The 18,003-nt window shown below is 64.4% G+C and carries 18 protein-coding genes; 6 read left to right on the top strand and 12 right to left on the bottom strand.

The genetic code is table 11. The features are described 5' to 3' along the window. Positions 1 to 110 precede the first annotated feature (110 nt). Positions 111 to 1,637, top strand: coding sequence for a helix-turn-helix domain-containing protein (locus FB460_RS00735; protein ID WP_211345866.1), 1,527 nt, complete (start codon positions 111 to 113; stop codon positions 1,635 to 1,637). A gap of 27 nt (positions 1,638 to 1,664) precedes the next feature. On the opposite strand, the gene pdxY is transcribed toward FB460_RS00735, so the two are convergent. Then, the gene (gene pdxY, locus FB460_RS00730) at positions 1,665 to 2,516 is read right to left on the bottom strand and encodes a pyridoxal kinase PdxY (protein ID WP_142092234.1); all 852 of its coding nucleotides are present in this window, start codon (positions 2,514 to 2,516) and stop codon (positions 1,665 to 1,667) included. Positions 2,517 to 2,566: 50 nt separating this feature from the next. Between pdxY and FB460_RS00725 the strand changes: the two genes are divergently transcribed. The 3 genes from FB460_RS00725 (at position 2,567) to FB460_RS00715 (ending at position 4,255) form a co-directional block, all read left to right on the top strand. Beyond that, positions 2,567 to 2,989, top strand: coding sequence for a PGPGW domain-containing protein (locus tag FB460_RS00725; RefSeq protein WP_142092233.1), 423 nt, complete (start codon positions 2,567 to 2,569; stop codon positions 2,987 to 2,989). 36 nt (positions 2,990 to 3,025) lie between these two features. Beyond that, positions 3,026 to 3,847 carry a glycerophosphodiester phosphodiesterase family protein gene (locus tag FB460_RS00720; RefSeq protein WP_142092232.1) on the top strand — a complete coding sequence of 274 codons (822 nt, stop codon included), beginning with the start codon at positions 3,026 to 3,028 and terminating at the stop codon, positions 3,845 to 3,847. Positions 3,848 to 3,922: 75 nt separating this feature from the next. Further along, positions 3,923 to 4,255 carry an RNA polymerase-binding protein RbpA gene (locus FB460_RS00715; RefSeq protein WP_142092231.1) on the top strand — a complete coding sequence of 111 codons (333 nt, stop codon included), beginning with the start codon at positions 3,923 to 3,925 and terminating at the stop codon, positions 4,253 to 4,255. Positions 4,256 to 4,339: 84 nt separating this feature from the next. Here the strand turns inward: FB460_RS00715 and FB460_RS00710 are convergent, their stop codons facing one another. From FB460_RS00710 to FB460_RS00690, 5 genes are all read right to left on the bottom strand, one after another. After that, complete coding sequence (locus tag FB460_RS00710) at positions 4,340 to 4,882, bottom strand: FxsA family protein (protein WP_142092230.1); 543 nt, start codon at positions 4,880 to 4,882, stop codon at positions 4,340 to 4,342. Further along, the gene (locus FB460_RS00705) at positions 4,882 to 5,670 is read right to left on the bottom strand and encodes a polyprenol monophosphomannose synthase (RefSeq protein WP_425466942.1); all 789 of its coding nucleotides are present in this window, start codon (positions 5,668 to 5,670) and stop codon (positions 4,882 to 4,884) included. Before FB460_RS00705 ends, FB460_RS00710 begins: the two co-directional genes overlap by 1 nt. Before the next feature lie 92 nt (positions 5,671 to 5,762). Then, positions 5,763 to 7,346, bottom strand: a complete 1,584-nt coding sequence (gene lnt, locus FB460_RS00700; RefSeq protein WP_142092229.1) for an apolipoprotein N-acyltransferase — start codon at positions 7,344 to 7,346, stop codon at positions 5,763 to 5,765. Then, positions 7,343 to 8,899, bottom strand: coding sequence for an amidohydrolase (locus FB460_RS00695; protein ID WP_142092228.1), 1,557 nt, complete (start codon positions 8,897 to 8,899; stop codon positions 7,343 to 7,345). The genes lnt and FB460_RS00695 overlap by 4 nt, the downstream gene beginning before the upstream one ends. After that, complete coding sequence (locus tag FB460_RS00690; protein ID WP_142092227.1) at positions 8,896 to 9,456, bottom strand: Lrp/AsnC family transcriptional regulator; 561 nt, start codon at positions 9,454 to 9,456, stop codon at positions 8,896 to 8,898. The genes FB460_RS00695 and FB460_RS00690 overlap by 4 nt, the downstream gene beginning before the upstream one ends. A gap of 48 nt (positions 9,457 to 9,504) precedes the next feature. On the opposite strand from FB460_RS00690, the gene FB460_RS00685 reads away from it, so the two are divergent. Then, positions 9,505 to 10,437 carry a 5'-3' exonuclease gene (locus FB460_RS00685; RefSeq protein WP_211345769.1) on the top strand — a complete coding sequence of 311 codons (933 nt, stop codon included), beginning with the start codon at positions 9,505 to 9,507 and terminating at the stop codon, positions 10,435 to 10,437. Positions 10,438 to 10,974: 537 nt separating this feature from the next. Beyond that, complete coding sequence (locus FB460_RS00680; protein ID WP_142092226.1) at positions 10,975 to 11,418, top strand: HNH endonuclease; 444 nt, start codon at positions 10,975 to 10,977, stop codon at positions 11,416 to 11,418. A 290-nt stretch (positions 11,419 to 11,708) separates the two neighbouring features. Here the strand turns inward: FB460_RS00680 and FB460_RS00675 are convergent, their stop codons facing one another. From FB460_RS00675 to FB460_RS00650, 6 genes are read right to left on the bottom strand one after another with little or no spacing between them, the layout of a single operon-like run. Then, positions 11,709 to 12,320, bottom strand: a complete 612-nt coding sequence (locus tag FB460_RS00675; RefSeq protein ID WP_142092225.1) for a ThiF family adenylyltransferase — start codon at positions 12,318 to 12,320, stop codon at positions 11,709 to 11,711. Between the two features lie 39 nt (positions 12,321 to 12,359). Beyond that, a complete protein-coding gene (locus FB460_RS00670; protein ID WP_142092224.1) occupies positions 12,360 to 13,316 on the bottom strand; it encodes a 4Fe-4S dicluster domain-containing protein in 957 nt (318 codons plus the stop codon). Continuing rightward, positions 13,313 to 13,954, bottom strand: coding sequence for a TorD/DmsD family molecular chaperone (locus FB460_RS00665; protein WP_142092223.1), 642 nt, complete (start codon positions 13,952 to 13,954; stop codon positions 13,313 to 13,315). Before FB460_RS00665 ends, FB460_RS00670 begins: the two co-directional genes overlap by 4 nt. A gap of 5 nt (positions 13,955 to 13,959) precedes the next feature. Then, positions 13,960 to 14,904, bottom strand: a complete 945-nt coding sequence (locus tag FB460_RS00660) for a dimethyl sulfoxide reductase anchor subunit family protein (RefSeq protein WP_142092222.1) — start codon at positions 14,902 to 14,904, stop codon at positions 13,960 to 13,962. Positions 14,905 to 14,906: 2 nt separating this feature from the next. After that, positions 14,907 to 15,518: a DMSO/selenate family reductase complex B subunit gene (locus FB460_RS00655; RefSeq protein ID WP_142092221.1), complete on the bottom strand. Its 612-nt coding sequence runs from the start codon at positions 15,516 to 15,518 to the stop codon at positions 14,907 to 14,909. 3 nt (positions 15,519 to 15,521) lie between these two features. Continuing rightward, the gene (locus FB460_RS00650; RefSeq protein WP_142092220.1) at positions 15,522 to 17,975 is read right to left on the bottom strand and encodes a DMSO/selenate family reductase complex A subunit; all 2,454 of its coding nucleotides are present in this window, start codon (positions 17,973 to 17,975) and stop codon (positions 15,522 to 15,524) included. Between the last annotated feature and the right edge of the window lie 28 nt (positions 17,976 to 18,003).

The raw sequence follows: 18,003 nt of genomic DNA, 5'->3' as shown, positions 1-18,003 counted from the left end.
GTGCCCCGACATTCGCTCGGGGCACCCCGTCGGAAGTTCGACACGGCACCGCCTGGTTCCTTGAATTATCTCGTATGTGAGTTACCGTGATGCGCGTGACTGACACACCCCTGGAAAACACCCCCGCCAAGGACACGATCGGTGGCCTCATCCGTGACGCCCGCAAGCATCGTGGACTGACCCAGAATCAACTCGCCGAGATCCTCGGCACCAGCCAGAGCGCGATCCACCGCATGGAGTCGGGCAATCAGAACCTCTCGCTGGACATGGTGAATCGCATCGCCGCAGCACTCGGCAGCGAACTCATCTCCGTGGGACCGACCGGCCCAGAACACCTGCGCGTCACCGGCCCCACCAAGCTCAGCGGCGCCATCGACGTCCGTTCCTCCAAGAACGCCGCCGTCGCGCTGCTGTGCGCGTCGTTGCTCAACAAGGGCACCACGGTGCTGCGCGGTATCGCCCGTATCGAGGAGGTCAACCGCATCGTCGAGGTGCTGACGTCCATCGGCGTGGAGGTCACCTGGTCCGAGGATCGCAGTGATCTGACGCTGCGTCGCCCCGACCGTCTGCGCCTGGAGTCCATGGATCTGAAGGCCGCACGTCGCACGCGTTCGATCATCATGTTCCTCGGCCCGCTGATGCACCTGTTCGAGGATTTCCATCTGCCCTACGCCGGTGGCTGCGATCTCGGCGCGCGTACCGTCGAGCCGCACATGCAGGTCCTTCGTTCATTCGGGCTCGATGTCGAGGCCACCGAGGGCTTCTACCAGGCTCACAGCCAACGCCACGTCCCCCAGCGTGCGATCGTGCTCACCGAGCGCGGCGACACCGTCACCGAGAACGCCCTCATGGCCGCGGCGATGACGCAGGGACGCACCGTGCTGCGCAACGCCTCGTCGAACTACATGGTGCAGGACCTCTGCTTCTTCCTGCAGGAGCTCGGCGTCACGATCGAAGGCATCGGCACCACGACGCTGACCATCGACGGCGTCGGTGAGATCTCCAAGGACGTCGAGTACGCGCCTTCGGAGGATCCGATCGAGGCGATGAGCCTGCTCACCGCCGCCATCGTGACCGGCTCGGAACTCACGATCCAGCGCGCACCGATCGAGTTCCTGGAGATCGAGCTCTCGATCCTCCACGAGATGGGTCTGGACTACTCGCGGACCGAGGAGTACCCCTCCCAGAACGGACGGACCCGCCTGGTGGATCTCACGGTGCGCCCCTCGAAACTCACCGCGCCGATCGACAAGATCCACCCCATGCCGTTCCCCGGCCTCAACATCGACAACCTGCCTTTCTTCGGCGTCATCGCCGCAGCGGCAGAGGGCCGCACACTCATCAACGACTGGGTGTACGAGAACCGGGCGATCCGGATGACCGATCTCAACCGCCTCGGCGCCAACGTGCAGTTGCTCGACCCGCACCGCGTGATCGTCCATGGCCCCACCAAGTGGCGTTATCAGGAGATCGTGTGCCCACCGGCGCTGCGTCCGGCGGTGTGCATCCTTCTGGCGATGCTCGCGGCGAAGGGCACCTCGATCCTGCGCGATGTGTACGTCATCAACCGTGGCTACGAGGATCTCGCCAACCGCCTCAACAAGGTCGGCGCCAACATCGAGGTCTTCCAGGACTGACGCCGGCCACGCCCCGGACGGGATCGCTCAGACCGCGGTGACCTCGAAGGTCGTCCCCGGCTGGGCGATCTCGTCCTGTGCTCCCACCAGCACCAGTTCGGAGCTGTCGGCGGCGACCGTCGCCTTCAGCACCCCGTACACCGCCGAGGCGGTCGTTCCCAGCGCCTCACGCAGCTCGTGCCCGGCCAGGATCTCGCTGAGGAAGACGGCACTGGTCAGATCGCCCGATCCGGTGAAGTTCCGATCGAAGGCCGGCGTCACCACCCGCCAGGCGCCCTCTGCGTCGACGGCGACCATCGCCACTTCGTGATCGGCGACATCGGTGGTCCGGACGCTCGTCACCAGGATCGTCGACGGCCCCTGATCCCGGAGGTGGGCGGCCGCCTCGAGCACCTCGTCGAGCCGGGTGAGGGATCGCCCGGCCAGGAACTCGAGTTCGAAGTGGTTGGGAGTTACGATGTCGGCCCGGGGCACCACGCGATCCCGGAGGAACTCCGGAATGCCGGGGCCCACATAGAACCCGGCTCCCACATCCCCCATGACCGGGTCGCAGCAGTACAAGGCGGCGGGATTACGTTCCTTGGCCAGGTCCACCGCTCGCACGATGCTCGCGCCGACATCCTCACCGCCCTGATAGCCCGAGAGCACCGCGTCGAGTCGAGCGAGCCCACCACGCCGATCGATGCCGTCGATGATCTCGGAGATCTCCCCCGCCGGAAGCAGGGGGCCGGCCCAGTCCTCGTAGCCGGTGTGGTTCGAGAAGCACACCGTGTGCACCGGCCATACATCGACTCCCCTGCGTTGCAGTGGAAACACCGCTGCGGAGTTGCCGGCATGGCCGTAGGCGACGTGGGACTGGATGGAAAGAACGGTGGTCACCCGCGCGATGATGCCACGCGCGCCTGTATGCAGTCACGTAACCTCTGGGTATGCAGACCGCACCGCAGCGGGAGAACACCCACGCTCATGATGCGGCCGCGCAGCGTGGCGGCCGCTTCCGACGCATGCCCACGCCAGTGCGCAAGGTCCTCATCGCCGTTCTGGGTGGTGGGTTGATGCTGACGGCAATGGCGTTGGGGCCGCTTCCGGGCCCCGGTGGCATACCGTTGTTCCTCGGCGGCATCGCGGTGCTCGCCACCGAGTTCCACTGGGCGCATCGCCTGTGGTCCTTCTTCCGTCGCCTGTTCGACCATTACCTCGCCTGGCCCAGATGGCTGCGGTACCTGTTCTGGGTCGTGGTGGTCGTCGTCGCCTGGCTGGGTATCTGGGCCTGGCTCAGCTGGAGTGGGATCCCCACGTGGCTTCCCCAGAAGATGATCGACGCTCTGCGTCTGCTCCCTCACGTGGAGTGATTCGCAGCCGATGGCCGGCCTCGGCATACTCGAGGTATGCGAGCCGCCCCGGACCGTCCCAGCCCTTCCCCTGCAACGACCCACCCCTACTTCGATGCCCCGTTCATCGCACTGGCTCATCGCGGTGGAACTCTCCTGGCAGACAATGAGGGCATCGAGAACACGGTGGCGGCCTTCGCCAATGCGGTGAGTCTTGGCTACCGATGGCTCGAGACCGATGTGCACGCGACCTCTGACGGGGTTCTCGTCGCGTTTCACGACACGCATCTGGACCGCGTCACCGACCAACGGGGCGCCATTGCCGAGACACCCTGGGCCACGGCCCGTGCCGCACGCATTCTCCGCCCCAACGGTGAGGCAGAAGGCATCCCGTTGATGGACGAACTCCTCGAGTCATTTCCCGAGTGCCGGTTCAACATCGACATCAAGGCACCCGGGGCGATTGAACCCCTGGCCCGCTTGATCGAGCACCATCGCGCTCATGACCGGGTGTGCGTCGGCTCCTTTCACACCCGATCGATCGACGCGTTCCGGCGCCGCATGGGTACGCGCGTGGCCACCTCGGTGGCTCCTCCCGGCGTCGCCCGAACAGCTTTCTTCCCGGTGCTCCCTCACCGGTTCCGCGCCCACGGCCAGGCTTTCCAGGTACCCATTCACCACACGGTCCGGGGTCGCCGTGTCTCGATCGTCACCGAGCGTTTCGTGGATCGTGCCCATCGCATGGGCCAGCACGTACATGTGTGGACGATCAACGAACGCGCCGAAATGGAGCGGCTCATCGACCTCGGCGTCGACGGTCTGGTCACCGACCGGCCCGATGTGTTGAAGGATGTGTTGAGCGCCCGCGGCCTGTGGTGAGAACATGGTTGTTACTCTGGGTCGGGTCGGAACAGTTGCGACTTCTGCGCTGTTCTCCTGTCGAGGAGGTAGACCATGGCTGATCGTACGTTGCGAGGTAGCGGTCTCGGAGCCAAGAGCTTCGAGGACGAGACGAGTGTGGAATTCGCGCCCCGGCAGGAGATCGGATTCGACTGCCCCCTGGGGCATCACTTCACGAAGGTGTTCTCGGAGGAGGCCGAGCTGCCGACTCTGTGGGAATGCCCGCGGTGCGGCCGTGAATCGGAACGCTCCGATGGTGTTCCGAAGGTCGTGAAGGAGACCAAGCCGCAGCGCACTCACTGGGACATGCTGCGTGAACGGCGTTCGATCCCCGAGCTCGAGGAGCTCCTCGCCGAGCGGATCGACACCCTGCGTCAGAAGGGCTGACACCACACTCGACGGACACGACTCGCCCCGCTCGTGAAGCACACGAGCGGGGCGGATCAGCTCTGGTCAGGAATCTTGCTCCACTCAGGGTTCCCGATGAGGTGGTTCTATCTCGCCCTCGATCACGGTGCCGGCAGCGTCCGCCCCACCGTGCTCATATGTGGGATCGGCTGTTTCCCCGGTGATCACCGTGCCGCCACGAAAGCCCGTGGTGGTCTTCCACCCCGAGCGTCGCGTCAGCTTCCGAAGCCACAGCCGCGGCAGGGCCCGAGTGAACGGCAGCAGGAAGACGAGCGCGACCACATCGGTCAGGAACCCCGGCAGGAGCAGCAGGATTCCGCCAAGCAGCACCAGCACGGCATCGGTGAGTTCCGGCCCCGGATCCATGCCGCGGGAGACCGCGTCGCTCAGGGCACGCCAAGCCTTGCGTCCCTCACGTGAGATCAGCCATCCGCCGACACCGGTGAGCACGAGGATCACCAACAGTGTGGGCCAAAAACCGATCCAACCACCGATCCGGATGAGTGCCCAGATCTCGATGATGGGCATACCCACCATCGCCACGAGCACCGCAGGGATGACCCACGGGCGACGTGGCGGCGTCCGGTGCTGATCTGCTGAATTCATCAGCGACGCTTGAACAGGCCCTTGATCTGCTTGACGCGATGCTCGGCACCCCACTTGGCGACCTGCCAGAAGGCCTCGAGGATGATCGACTGGTTCATCTTCGAGGTGCCGAACTCACGCTCCTTGAATTCGATCGGAACCTCGACGACCTTCATTCCTCGGCTGATGGTGCGCCAGGTGAGGTCGATCTGGAAGCAGTAGCCGGCGGACTGGACCGATTCGAAGTCGATGGCACGGAGCGTTGCGGCGCGGAAGGCGTTGAAGCCACCCGTCGGATCCTTGATGTTGATGCCGAGGCAGATCCACGTCCACAGGCCTCCGCAACGCGAGATCATCTCGCGGTACTTGGGCCAGTTCACCGTCGAACCGCCCTTGACATAGCGCGAGCCCTTCACCATGTCGGCGTTCTCGAGCGCGGCCAGCAGATCGGGCAGCTGCTCGGGCTGGTGCGAGCCGTCGGCGTCGTGCTCCACGAGGACGCCGTAACCGTTCTCCAGGCCCCAGGCAAATCCGGCGATGTAGGCCGCACCGAGGCCCTGCTTGCCCTCACGGTGCAGCACATGCACGTTCTCGTCGTTCTCGGCGAGCTCGTCGGCGATCTCACCGGTGCCGTCGGGCGAGTTGTCATCGGCCACGAGGATGTGGGCGTTGGGCACCGCTGCCCGCAGCCTCGCAGTGATGAGCGGGATGTTCTCCCGCTCGTTGAAGGTCGGGATGATGACGAGCACGGTGCCCAGGGGCGACTCCGTCGTGGTGTCGCTGTCGGTTGTGGTGAGTGTCTCGTCCACTGCTGCCTTCTTCCTCGTCGAACCCTTCGGGCTCGACCGCTGGGGATCGGTCTACTGGGGTACGGCGAATGCCATGAAGCATCCGCGCGGTCTCACGGACCTCCCATTGTGCCAGCCCCGTCACGGCGCCATGCAGCCAACGCGCCGAGTCCACAGGACAGCGCCCCCAAGACCGTGAGAACTGCTTCAATCACTCCACCGAACCGCGTGGCAGGTGTGGTCGTGTCCCGGAGGGAAACCGTGTAGGACGCCGACGCCGCCTGCATCTCCTGGGTGCGGTCCAGGACCCGCCCCCGGTGATCGATGTGTCCCGACACCGAATTCGTGGTGGCGACGACCACCTCGCGTCGGGCCTCCATCGCCCTGACCCGAGTGATCGCGAACTGTTGATCGATCTGTGGTGTGCCCCGATAGGTGGCGTTGTTGGACTGCACCACCAGCACCTGCGAACCCGCGACGGCCTCACGCACGGTGTCGTCATAGGCCAGCTCGAAACAGATCACGTCTCCGACCGCGACCCGACGTCCATCAGCCAGTTCGGCGTCCACCACTCCGGGAGAGGTACCGGGGATCGACTGCGCTCCCACGAGTTCCAGCAGAGGAATCAGGGGGAGCAACCGGTCACGAAAGGGAATGTACTCACCGAAGGGAACCAGATTCCTCTTGTGATAGCTGTCGGTGACCCGCCCATCGGGCATCCACCACAGGGCCGTGGTCTGACGCTCATCGGTGCCGGGCCCCCGCGTGACAGCACCCACCAGGATCGGCACGTCCGCCACCTCCGCTGCGGACTGCACAAGGCGTCGAGTCTGCAGATCCTCGATCGGATCCACATCGGTGGAGTTCTCCGGCCACAGCACGAAGTCTGGTCCGGCGGCCTCGCCGGCCCGAGCCTTCGCCATCAACGTGACGGTCTCGGAGTAGTGGTTGTTGGTCACCGAGCGGGCGCGTCCCATGCCGCCGACACCCACGCCGTCGACATTGCCCTGCACCATGCCGATGGTCAATTCCTCCGAATGCTCCGGAACCAGATCGGCCCCCCGCAGCACCAAGCCGCCCGTCCCCAGGGCAACGATCGTGGTCGCGGCCGCGATCACGGCGACACGATGCTCAGAAAGCTCTCGACGTCGCCCCCACGCCCACGCCGCGAGCGCCGAGACCAGCGCGGCCAGTCCGGAGACTCCGGCCACCGACACCAGTGGCAACCAGCCATCCAGGGGAGAGTCGACCATGGTGTAGGCGGTTCGCGTCCACCCGAACCCCCCGAACGGGAATCGTGAATAGAGCCACTCCCCCGCAACCCAGACCGATGCCAGTCCCACCACCGGCCACGGCAGACGCCAGACCCACCGCGCCGCCACACCGACCAGCGCGAAGTAGGTGGACATGAAGGCGACGAGGACCACCGCGATCACAGGACCGGCGCCGGGCAGCAGACTCGACAACCAGGACAGGGAGACCAAGTTCATGCCGAACCCGAAGGCATACCCCCATCCGGCAGCCTGACGCCACGTGCTCGCAGCACGCAGACGCACGAACAGCCCAGCCAGACCCATGAGGTGGCAGGGCCACCAGGCGGTGGGCTCGAAACCCAGACCGGCGAGCCCGCCGAGTCCAGCAGCGAACAACCACGCGCCCAGCCCCACTCGGCGGCCTTTTCGCGGTGACTCACTCATCGCTCTGCGAAGATCCCGCGGTCGTCATATGCGGGATGTCCGGCCACGAGCGTGGCAGCACAGGTCGGCAGCATGGCGTTCATCTCGAGCACCGGCCACGCCCCTTCCATGTCATTCGCGGTCCAGATGGCCAAGTCCGCCGGCGCCCCCACGCGGAAAGTGCCGAGTCCGGCGGCGGATTCGGGTTCGAAACCGGCGAAGTGGGCCCCGGCCGTGGCGGCGTGGACCGCCTCGGCGACGTTGACACGTTCCTCTTCTCGCCAATGATTGACCGCCGCGCGAATCACCTTCCATCCCGAGAACGGCGTCACCGGCGCATCCGAGCCGAACGCGAGCGGCACACCGGCACGCTGCATGGAGCCGATACGGTCCAGAGCCGGACGGTCTGGACCGAGTCGGTCGTCATACAGGCCCCCGGGGCCACCCCACCAGGCGTCGAACATCGGCTGCATGCTGCCGATGACGCCGAGTTCGGCCATGGTGGCGATGTCGGCGTCACTGGCCATCTCCACGTGTTCGAGGCGGTGACGTGCACGCCGCACGAGTTCAGGGCTCAGCGCGTCGGCGGCACGACGCATGGACTCCACCGAGGAGGACACTCCCACATCACCGATGCAGTGGAATCCGGCCTGAAGACCGGCTTTGGTGCATGCGATCACGTGTTCGGCCAGCTGCTCTGGATCGATGTAGCGGAACCCGGTGGTGTCCTGATCGTCGTGGTAACCGTGCGACAGACAGGCCGTGCGTGACCCCAAAGCTCCATCGCAGTTGAGGTCACCGGCCAGACCACGCACCCCGAATCGAAGCGCTTCGGCCACCAGATCATCATCGGCTTGTTCCCCCCAATACAGGGGGACGCGCATCCTGCGCTGTTCGGCCTCGTTGCGGATCAGCGTCAGATCCTCCCACGGCCCCAGGTGCGGAGCGCTCATCTCGTGGATCGTCCCGATACCGCAGGAAAGGGCCTCATCCATGGCCAACCCCGCATGCGCGCTGCGCTGTGACGCCGTGTAGAGCTTCGATGCTCCCTCACCCGCCAGATGGAAGGCATCACGCCGGATGAAGCCGTCACTCTGGAAACCGGCCGCATCACGGAGCCCGGGCACCCGGTCGACGAAAGCGGAGTTCACCAACGCCGAATGCACTTCGACTCGCGTCAGCATCACCGGTGTGTCGCCAGCGGCCCGGTCAAGCTCGGCCATCGTGGGTGGGCGTCCCTCCGGCCAGTCGAAGTCGTCCCAGCCCTGCCCGGTGATGATGCCGCCCGACTCCTCCTCCCTGCGCTGGGCCACCCGTGCCAGGAGCTCGGCTGCTGAGGTCACATCATCGCAGCGAACTCCCGCAAGACCACGGCCCGTCAACAGGATGTGGGCGTGCGCATCCACGAAGGCCGGGGCCACCAGGGTGGGGCCGAGTCGCGCCTCCAGATCGATGACCGGGGCACCGAGAGTCACCGCTTTGGCCGGATCTCCGACCCACGCGATGCGGCCTCCATCGATGGCCAGTGCCGCAGGGCCGATACCAGCCAGAGTGCACCCGGTCAGGACGATCACGACTTGTCGTTCTCCTTCTTGTGTCGCTGCTTCTTGCGTCCAGTGCCCTGCGCCTCGGCATGCGGCACCGCCGCACCCGAGTCATCCACCGGGGACTCGGTGAGGGCATCACCGGACTTGGACCACAGGGGACGGTCCTCGAACACCGTCTCCAACACCAGCATCGTATGCGTACTCATGAGCGCCTCGGTCCTGATGCGATTCAGGACCTCCTGCAACGCCGCCGTGGAGGGAACCTGCACGCGCATCAAAAAGCTCGCGGGCCCGGCCGTGTTCCAGCACGACACGATCCCGTCGATCCCCTCGAGTGACTTCGGTTCTCCCAGACGACCGTCATGATCCAGTGGCTCCGCCTGGACGAAGGCGGTGATGCCACGGTCCACTGCGTCAGCGTCGACGAGTGCACGATACCCGGTTATCACGCCGCGTCGTTCCAGCCGACGCACCCGCTGCTGTGCGGCTGATGTCGACAATCCCGTGCGTTTGCCGATGTCGGTGAAAGACATACGGCCTTCAGCGGCAAGGAGATTCAGGATCTCCCGATCGATTTCTTCCATTACGCCATCCTGCCAGTCACTTCCTCGTACTGGACGTATTCTTCTCATATGAGTGAGACGCGCGGAGACCGCATGCTCGTGGACACGTCCTATCTGTATTTTCGGGCCTTCCACGGCGTTCCGGACAGCATCCGGACTCCGGACGGTCACCCGGTGAATGCCGTCCGAGGGGTGCTTGACCTCCTGGCCAATCTGATCACCGATCTCGCACCCGGCGAGGTGATCTGTTGTTGGGATGAGGACTGGCGTCCGCAGTGGCGTGTGGATCTACTGCCCAGCTACAAGACTCATCGCGTGGCATCCGACGGCGAAGGAATCGCCGAGGAGCAGGTTCCCGACGATCTCGCCCGTCAGATTCCATGGATCAGAGAGGCACTGGAAGCACTCGGCTTCCCGGTGATCGGGGTTCCCGGTCTGGAGGCTGACGATGTCATCGCCTCGCTCGCCGCCCACGATGACGCCGGAACGCTCGTGGTGACCGGCGATCGGGATCTGATGCAGCTCGTCGATGATGAACGCCGCGTGCAGGTGGTGTGGATCGCAGGTGGCGTCAAGAAGAAGGAGATATTCGACGCCGCGGCCGTCCGAGCCAAGCACCTGGTGGATCCCGGTCAGTATGTGGCGCTCGCTGCTCTCCGCGGTGACCCGAGCGACGGGATCGCCGGCGTCCGCGGAATCGGGGAGAAGACAGCCGCACAGCTCCTCGACCGGTTCGGCTCACTCGACGCGATCCTCACCGCGGCTGCCGATCCCGATGCCACGGGCCTCACGAAGTCGCAACGTGAGCGCATCAAAGACGCCGCCGACCACCTGCGGGCAGCGGAGAAGGTCATCACCGTGGTCCGGGACGCCAAGGGGCTCTCGGGCCGAACAGGTGGGAGTCGCACAGGCTGCGTCGACCACGAGGCTTTCGAAGCCCTGTCTCGACGCCTGGGTCTCGGCAAAAGCGCCGACCGCATCCTCGAGGCGCTCCATTCCTGACACTCGACGCCTGACACCCGACGTGACACCCCACGCCTGACACCCGACGTGACACCCGACACCTGACACCCGGCATCTGACATCCGGCGCTCGTCCCGATTTGTTGGGCGACAGTTCACCCTGTCGTCACCATCCCTTACCCATGGGGCAAAATGATGGTCCCAGCACGTGAGGAATGACACATCCGAGAAAGCAACACGTGCGGACGATCGGAAGGAGGGGAAGCATGTCACGACAGTCAGGACGCAATCACAGCGCGACCATCCAGATCATGATGCTCACCGACTGTGCCGTGATTCGCTGCGCCACATCTGGCGATGTGCTGACGTGCGCTCCCTCCGGGGTCGGCCCGCGCTGCCGCACCATCGACGGTTGTCCCTGCTGAGTGACGTGCGCCCGTTCCAACGGGCCCGGGTCACTACGAAGTGGTCAACCGTCCAGCGTGCCGCTGGACGGTTTTTTCATACCCAGCACGTGTCGGAATCGATTGCAGGTCCACGACAGTTCGAAGGTCCACGCAGGATGGAGGGAGGGCCGATGAACGGAGTACTGGTGTTGAACGCCGATAACACCGCGCTGCACACGGTGTCGGTCAAGCACGCCATCGGCATGTTGGTGCGCGAGGTCGCCATCGTGGAGGAGGCACAGGAGGGGCGCCTGATCGGCCCATACCCCTGGCCATTGGTGCTCCGGCTCGTCCGTTACGTGAAGACCCACTTCATGTACACCCGGCCTCCAGGGTGGACCAAGCGTGGCGTGCTCATACGAGATCGACGCACGTGCACCTACTGCGGGCAGCACGCCACGACGGTGGATCACCTGCTCCCACAGTCACGTGGCGGCCCCAATTCATGGCTCAACACGATCGCGGCCTGCAGCCCCTGCAATATGCGAAAAGCCGACCGGACCCCGCGCGAGGCGGGCATGGAGCTTCGTTTCGAGCCATTCGTGCCGACGCGGGCACAGCTCACCGCACGCTGAGCCCCACTGCGCGCTGAGCCCCACCACACATTGAGCCCCACCACACATGGAGCCCCACCGACCGGGGCTCCATACATCGTTTTTCGTTGAGGACGCATCGTGTCCTCAACTGCACTTTTCAGGAACAGATCCTCGTTCACCGAGGTCAACATCTGTCCTCAATGTTTTTCCATCCATACAGGGGGTACGACCAACCCCTGCAAGACACCGCCCCAAACCAACCGACCTCGCAGATTGAGCAACCAACCTCGCAGGTCGACTCCGAACACAGGGACGCTCCGGGACTCGGCTCAGGATTTCCGAGGAGGCTGTGCCGGAGTGATCTCCCGCACGTCCCAATCGGCCGCGATGGTGTCCACCTCGAGAAGGCGTCCGATCAGCGGTTCTCCGATCCCCTGGATCAGCTTCTGCACCTCGGTGATGAGCACGGTGGCCAAGCGGCTCCACACGATCTCCAGATCAGGATCGGCAGGTTCAGGGTCCACTTCGGGAACCACCGGGTAGAGGTGACGCAGGGTCGTCAGAGGCCACTCCCCCGGCGCCTGCGGCCAGAACACCGAGGAACGGTGCACATTGCCCTGTACCTCACCCCACACGAAAGGACGTCCGGTACGGACGCAGGCATCGGCGAGCTCGAGCATCTCTCCGACGGTCCGGCACGCGTTCACCACCAGGTCGTGCTCGTTGACCGTCTCGATCAGGGCATCACCAGTGGCACCGAAGGCCTCGGTCACGTTGCGGACGCCCACCTTCTGCAGCATCGACACCACTCGCAGCCCCAGCGGGCTACCGCCGGCCACAAGCACGCGCACGTTGGCCAGACGTCCCTCCACCGAATCGTCGGTGTGGAACTGCAGTGGAATCGACAGGGGCATGGCATGTCCTTCGAGCTGGTCGTCCATCGCTGACACATTAGGTGATTCCGGACCCACCGTAGGATCTCAATATCGATGTGGACGCCCGAGCGCAAGCACTTCCTCGACACTCATCGCCGCTCCGAGCCCACGGTGAGCGACATAGGAGCAACTCTCGCACAGTGAACCCTCGCCACGGTGACGTTGACCACATCGCGTGCACTCGACGCTCCGCATCTCGATCAGGGACACCGATTCGGCCTGGACGCTACGCTCCAGCGGCCACGAACCATCCGTTGTGATGGCGCTCACCGGACACAACGACACACAGGACTGCTCCCCCTCGCACCGGCCCGGATCATGCATCAATCCTGTCGTATCGCCTTCCAGCGCAAACGACAACGCGTCATTGGGACAGCTACGGATACAGACCCCGCAGGCGGTGCAGGCGTCCGACACCTCCAACCTCGCCGCAGCACTGATGCCCTCATCTGCCTGTGTTCTGGTTTCCTGTGTTCTGGCTTCTTGTGTTCTGGCTGCCTGTGTTCTGCTTGCTGGGGCTCTCTCGGCCTGATCGGACCCATTTTCCTGATGGATGCCGAGTTCACGCAGAGCCGTACGCAAGCGCGCTTCATCGGAGCGTCCGAGGTCTTCCTCTTCGGGCTCGCGTCGGGTCAACACTCCGAACGCCGCTCTACGCGCCTCGGCCCGACTGGTCAGATCCAGCGGCGTGGCCGCACGCCAGAAGTGACCTTCGGGTTGCCACACTCCCACCCGTTCGGGGCCACACCACGCCTGCCAGCGTTCGATGCACGATGCGAGGGCCGTGGCGTCATGTGGACATGCCGGATCCACCAAGACGGTGGATGCCCCGGCGGCGAGGATCTCGGGGACCGTGTGCATCCCCTCGCCGATCAGACATACCCGCAGGTGGGCGAGCGTCATGTGCCGAGGGACCCGTGGCACGGTGGCGGCGCACGAGAGCACCACCGTGCCCGTGTCGCCATCCACCTGAGCCACGAGGCGATCGGTGGGTCTACTCATCGTTCGATGGGAAGATGTCGCACCGCGAGCGCATGGGACGCTTCGATCACGCTGTGTGTCAACGCAGGAAGCGCCCGATACACCGCAGTCTCGGCGTGCTCTGCCACCGAAGCCATCACCTGGTCGGCGTACCGATTCACATGATCGACGAGAAACCGTCCCAGCTCCGACCGCAGTCGGTGCTGGGTCTGCTCATCATCGGCTGCATGCACGATGCGGTGTGCGACCTCGGCGATGTAAGCGATCTCGAACCCAAGATGATCGTCGGGTTCGCTGCCACCGCCGGGCGCCTCGAGCCCGATGCGTGCATACGTGGCACGCACATCGAGTGTCTCGTCCCCGAAGACCAACTGATCCCGTGAGGTGTACACCGATTCGTACGGGCAGGCGAAACCTCGCCCGGGGCCCACGAAGAGTCGAAAATGATCCCTGCGCAGCATGTCCTCCGGATCAGGGGCCGCAGCGGCCACATCGCGGAGCGCCTGCATCGCCCCCTCATCCCGCAGCGGCCATTCCTGCGCAGCATCGGCGTCGGTGAACATCGCACGCAGATCGTCCCCGGGTGGCCCCAGGAGCAGATTCGACACCACGCGGGCCGCAACGTCGAGGGCTTGGGCCTCTTCAGTCCGATCCTCCATGTCGCTCACCCGACGCCTGTCGGCACCAGGGCCGCGTAGAACATGATCCGCCCGAGGAACTCCGCCACGATCGTGATGATGAACGCACTGCTCACAAGTCCCAGCAGAATCCCGGTGCTGGCCTGTTCACGCCCTCCGATGAACAGAAACAGTCCGAGCACTCCAGCGCCGACGATCAGAAGGATTCCACGAGTCACGAGCCCCACCATGCTGAACTCATGCATCTGAGCATCGGGGGCAGTCGGCGGCAGGATGGCGAACATCATCACCAACAACTGCAGGGGCAGCAGCGCCATGGTGGTGACGCCGATCCATCGCAGTGTGTTGGTCAACAACTTCTCGACCCCCAGCTCCTCGTGATCCTTCAACGGCGCGAAGCTCGGGAACAGCCGTTCCTGCAGGCCGGTACCCACCTTCGGTGAGCCGGTGAGGGCCACTCCCATGGCCAGGCAGCCGAGCAGGATGGTGGTGACCCCGAAACCGACGAGAGTCGTCCAACGATTGAGGTACGGCAGGGTCGGACGCATGTAGACGAAGGCCATGCTGATGACCAGCAGGACTCCCACCAGTGCCGTCACCACGGCGAGAAGCTGACGCAGCTTGCGCGACCCCCAGCGTCGCCACTGCAACACGGCGAACACGAAGCCGAGCCCGGCGAACAGCGCACCGAAGAACACCTCACGGGACAACCACGAGGTGTCGAGGTGCCGGAACGCATTGATGGCATTGAGCGGATTCCCCAGATGAAGCATGGAGATGATCAACCCGACCACCATGGCCGGTCCGATCGCATACAACGCAGGGTCCGCGACCCGGTCCACGACTTTCGCGGAGTAGCGCGGTGTCGCCAGAACGTTGACCAACCCCAGGACGATGAACGATCCCACGGCCAACTGCCCCAGCAGGGTGAACAGGATCAGCGGCCACTCATGGACGAACACTTCGGTCATGATCACATCTCACTTGTCTGGTTCGCCACGGAACCGGTTCCCTCGTCCCACGACTGCGCCTTCTTGTGCGGCGTGATGACGAGATTCGGCTTGGTCACCTCGGGATTGGGCAGGGGCGCGATGCCGGAGGCGTCGCCGTACTGGGCACGCAGCTCATCGATCGGCCCCCAGTCCAGGGCACGGGAGGGGCAGGCGTCGACGCAGGCCGGGTTCTGACCTTCGGCGCGGTAGTCCGCGCAGAGGTCGCACTTGGTCATGATCCCCTTGTCGGGGTTGAACTGTGGAGCGCTGTAGGAGCAGACCCATTCGCAGTACCGGCAGCCGATGCACTTGTCTGGATCCACCGAGACCACGCCATCATCGTCACGGTGCATCGCCGTGGTCGGGCAGACCTCGACGCACACCGGGTTGTCACAGTGATTGCACGAGATCGACGTGTAATACGTGAAGATGTTCGGCGTGGCCGTGGCACCGTCGACGCTCCATGTGCCGCCGGTGTACTCATAGATCCGACGCCATTGAACCCCCACCGGCAGGTCGTGCTTGTCCTGACAGGCCATGGAACACGCCTTGCATCCATTGCACGCGGACTGGTCGAAATAGAAACCGAGCATGGGTCAGTCCTCCACCTTCTTGATCTGGGCCAACGACGTGTGTTGAGCGCCGCCCTTGGCGAGCGGTGCGGGGTGCAGTGACGACAGCGTGTTGACCGCTCCGCCGGTGTCGATCCCCTTCTTCTCCTCGAAGTTGAACCACGCGCCCTGGGGCAGCGAAGCGACACCGGGGCGGATGCGTGGCGTCACACGCGCGGGGATGTGAACGCGACCGCGGTCGTTGAACACCTCGACCATGTCGCCGTGCTTGATACCTCGCTCGGCGGCGTCACTGGAGTTGATCCACAGCACCTGTGGGTGCAGCGCCTTCGAATGCGGCAGATTCGCGTACGTCGAGTGCGTGCGTCCCTTGAAGTGGTGGCCGATCAGCTGGATCGGATACTTCCCTCCCGCAGAGGCTTCGAGCGGCCCCTCCCAGGTGTCGATGAACTCCGGAAGCGCCGCGATGCGGTCTCCCTTGCGCTTGTTCCGGAACGTCCAGGTCTTGTCCATCTCGTACAGATCCTTCGAGAAGATCTCGATGAGGCCCGAGGGGGTCTCCAACTTGTTCGCCTTCGGATCCTTCCGGAAGTCCTTCATGCTCACGGTCAGGCCATCTGGCGAGTAGTAACGGTGGACCCCCTGCTTGCGGAACTCCTCGAATGACGGCAGGTCGGGGATGGATTCCCGGCTCAGCTCATAGAGGTGCTCGGTCCATTCCTGCAGGCTGCGGCCCTCGGTGTACTTGTCCTTGATCCCGAGCTTGTCGGCGATCAGGGCGCACATGTCGTAGCCGGACATGGATTCGTACAAAGGCTCCACCGCCGGCTCACACATGAGCAGATAGGTCATATCGCCGGTGTACTCGCTGGGCACCAGATCCCAGCGCTCGAACTGCGTGCAGTCCGGCAGGACGAGGTCAGCCATCTCCGCGGAACGCGTGAACTGGTTGTCGATGTAGACGAGAAATTCGAGCTTGCTCTCGTCCTTGAGGATCTCGCGCACCTGCTGCACGTCGGCATGCTGACTCTGCAGCACGTTACTGCCCATGGCGACGAGGAACTTGAGGTCGGTCGACAACTTCTCGACGCCTCGGATGCCATCCTGCGTCTCGGTCATGGTGGACCCGAACTGAATCGCGTCAAGCCACCCGAAGCACGAGATCTGTGCTTCGGTGGTGTTGTCATCAGCGAGATCCGGCAGTGACTCCGACAGCGGCCAGAAGTAGCCGTCGCGTCCACCATTGCCACCACCGGGAATACCGATCTGTCCCAGGACGGCGGCCAGCGTGTACACCGCGCGGCAGTTGGCCTCGCCATTGGCCTGTCGTTGCAGGCCCCACCCCTGGGTGATGTTCACCGGTGAAGTGTTCCCCAGCTCGAGGGCGAGTTCACGGATCGTGTCGGCGGGGACGCCGGTGATCTCGGCCGCCCACTCGGGTGTCTTCTCGACGCCGTCGGCGCCCTTGCCCTCGATGTAGGACCGGTACGAGAGGTTCTTCGGGACGCCGTCGGGCATGTGCTTCTCATCGAAGCCGACGCAGTACTTGTCGAGGAACTTCTGATCGTGCAGGTCGTTCTCGAGCAACACATGCACGATGCCCGCCACCAGTGCGGCATCGCTTCCGGGGCGCAGTGCGATCCATTCGTCGGCGAGGAGTGCGGCGGTATCGCTGTGGATGGGGTCGATCACGATGATCTTCAGCCCCTCCTTGCGGGAGGCCGCCAGCGAGGTGAACAGCGCGCCACCGCCCGACATCCGGGTCTCCTGCGGGTTGTTACCCCACAACACCAACAGCTTGGAGTTCTCGATCGAATCCTCGAAGGAATTGGAAGGACTCTCGCCGTACTCGCCGTAGTGATACTTGTTGGCGGTGTGCAGCTGTGAGAACGAGTAGTTGCCGTAGTACATGAGCTGGCCACCGGCTGCGTTGAGCAGGCGCCACATCACTTTGTAATTGATGTGCGAGTTCCATGTACCCGACCCGTACATGCGATGCACGGCCTCGGGCCCGTATTTCTCGTAGACACCCTTAAGCTTCTCGGCGAAGAGCGTGGCGGCCTCGTCCCAGGAGATCTGCTCCCACTCCCCGTCACCGCGCTTGGTTCCCTCCTTGCGCTTCATGGGGTACTTGATCCGGTCGGGGCTGTAGAGACGTTCACGCATGTTGCGGCCACGCACGCAGGCCTTGATGTTGCGTGTCATCAGCTCGTCATCGCCAGTGTTGTCCGGCAACAGGCGCACGACGCGATCCTCACCGTCGACACTCTTGACCTGGACGCGCAGGGGGCAGCGTGAACCGCAGTTGACGATGCAGGCGTTCCAGACGGTTCGATCCGCGGACGCAAGGCCGTCGGCAGCGGCCGGCGTCGCTGCATGTCGAGATTCCCATCCGGCAGCCCCCACCAATGCCGTCGTTCCCGCGACGGCACCTGCCCATTTGTTGAATGTCCGTCTGGACATCGCGCCCACACTCATGCCGGGCTCCTCTCTGACACCTGTAGTC

This window comes from Propioniferax innocua (assembly GCF_006716235.1).
Lineage (GTDB): Bacteria > Actinomycetota > Actinomycetes > Propionibacteriales > Propionibacteriaceae > Propioniferax > Propioniferax innocua.
The sequence above is the reverse complement of the archived record's forward strand: the minus strand, read 5'-3'. Positions and strand labels throughout refer to the sequence as shown.

What these genes read in the sequence shown, in the direction of transcription:
- FB460_RS00725 (WP_142092233.1), top strand. Translation starts at nt 2,567, where the DNA reads ATGCAGACCGCACCGCAGCGGGAGAACACCCACGCTCATGATGCGGCC.
- FB460_RS00720 (WP_142092232.1), top strand. Translation starts at nt 3,026, where the DNA reads ATGCGAGCCGCCCCGGACCGTCCCAGCCCTTCCCCTGCAACGACCCAC.
- FB460_RS00715 (WP_142092231.1), top strand. Translation starts at nt 3,923, where the DNA reads ATGGCTGATCGTACGTTGCGAGGTAGCGGTCTCGGAGCCAAGAGCTTC.
- FB460_RS00710 (WP_142092230.1), bottom strand. Translation starts at nt 4,882, where the DNA reads ATGAATTCAGCAGATCAGCACCGGACGCCGCCACGTCGCCCGTGGGTC.
- lnt (WP_142092229.1), bottom strand. Translation starts at nt 7,346, where the DNA reads ATGAGTGAGTCACCGCGAAAAGGCCGCCGAGTGGGGCTGGGCGCGTGG.
- FB460_RS00690 (WP_142092227.1), bottom strand. Translation starts at nt 9,456, where the DNA reads ATGGAAGAAATCGATCGGGAGATCCTGAATCTCCTTGCCGCTGAAGGC.
- FB460_RS00685 (WP_211345769.1), top strand. Translation starts at nt 9,505, where the DNA reads ATGAGTGAGACGCGCGGAGACCGCATGCTCGTGGACACGTCCTATCTG.
- FB460_RS00680 (WP_142092226.1), top strand. Translation starts at nt 10,975, where the DNA reads ATGAACGGAGTACTGGTGTTGAACGCCGATAACACCGCGCTGCACACG.
- FB460_RS00675 (WP_142092225.1), bottom strand. Translation starts at nt 12,320, where the DNA reads ATGGACGACCAGCTCGAAGGACATGCCATGCCCCTGTCGATTCCACTG.
- FB460_RS00670 (WP_142092224.1), bottom strand. Translation starts at nt 13,316, where the DNA reads ATGAGTAGACCCACCGATCGCCTCGTGGCTCAGGTGGATGGCGACACG.
- FB460_RS00665 (WP_142092223.1), bottom strand. Translation starts at nt 13,954, where the DNA reads ATGGAGGATCGGACTGAAGAGGCCCAAGCCCTCGACGTTGCGGCCCGC.
- FB460_RS00660 (WP_142092222.1), bottom strand. Translation starts at nt 14,904, where the DNA reads ATGACCGAAGTGTTCGTCCATGAGTGGCCGCTGATCCTGTTCACCCTG.
- FB460_RS00655 (WP_142092221.1), bottom strand. Translation starts at nt 15,518, where the DNA reads ATGCTCGGTTTCTATTTCGACCAGTCCGCGTGCAATGGATGCAAGGCG.
- FB460_RS00650 (WP_142092220.1), bottom strand. Translation starts at nt 17,975, where the DNA reads ATGAGTGTGGGCGCGATGTCCAGACGGACATTCAACAAATGGGCAGGT.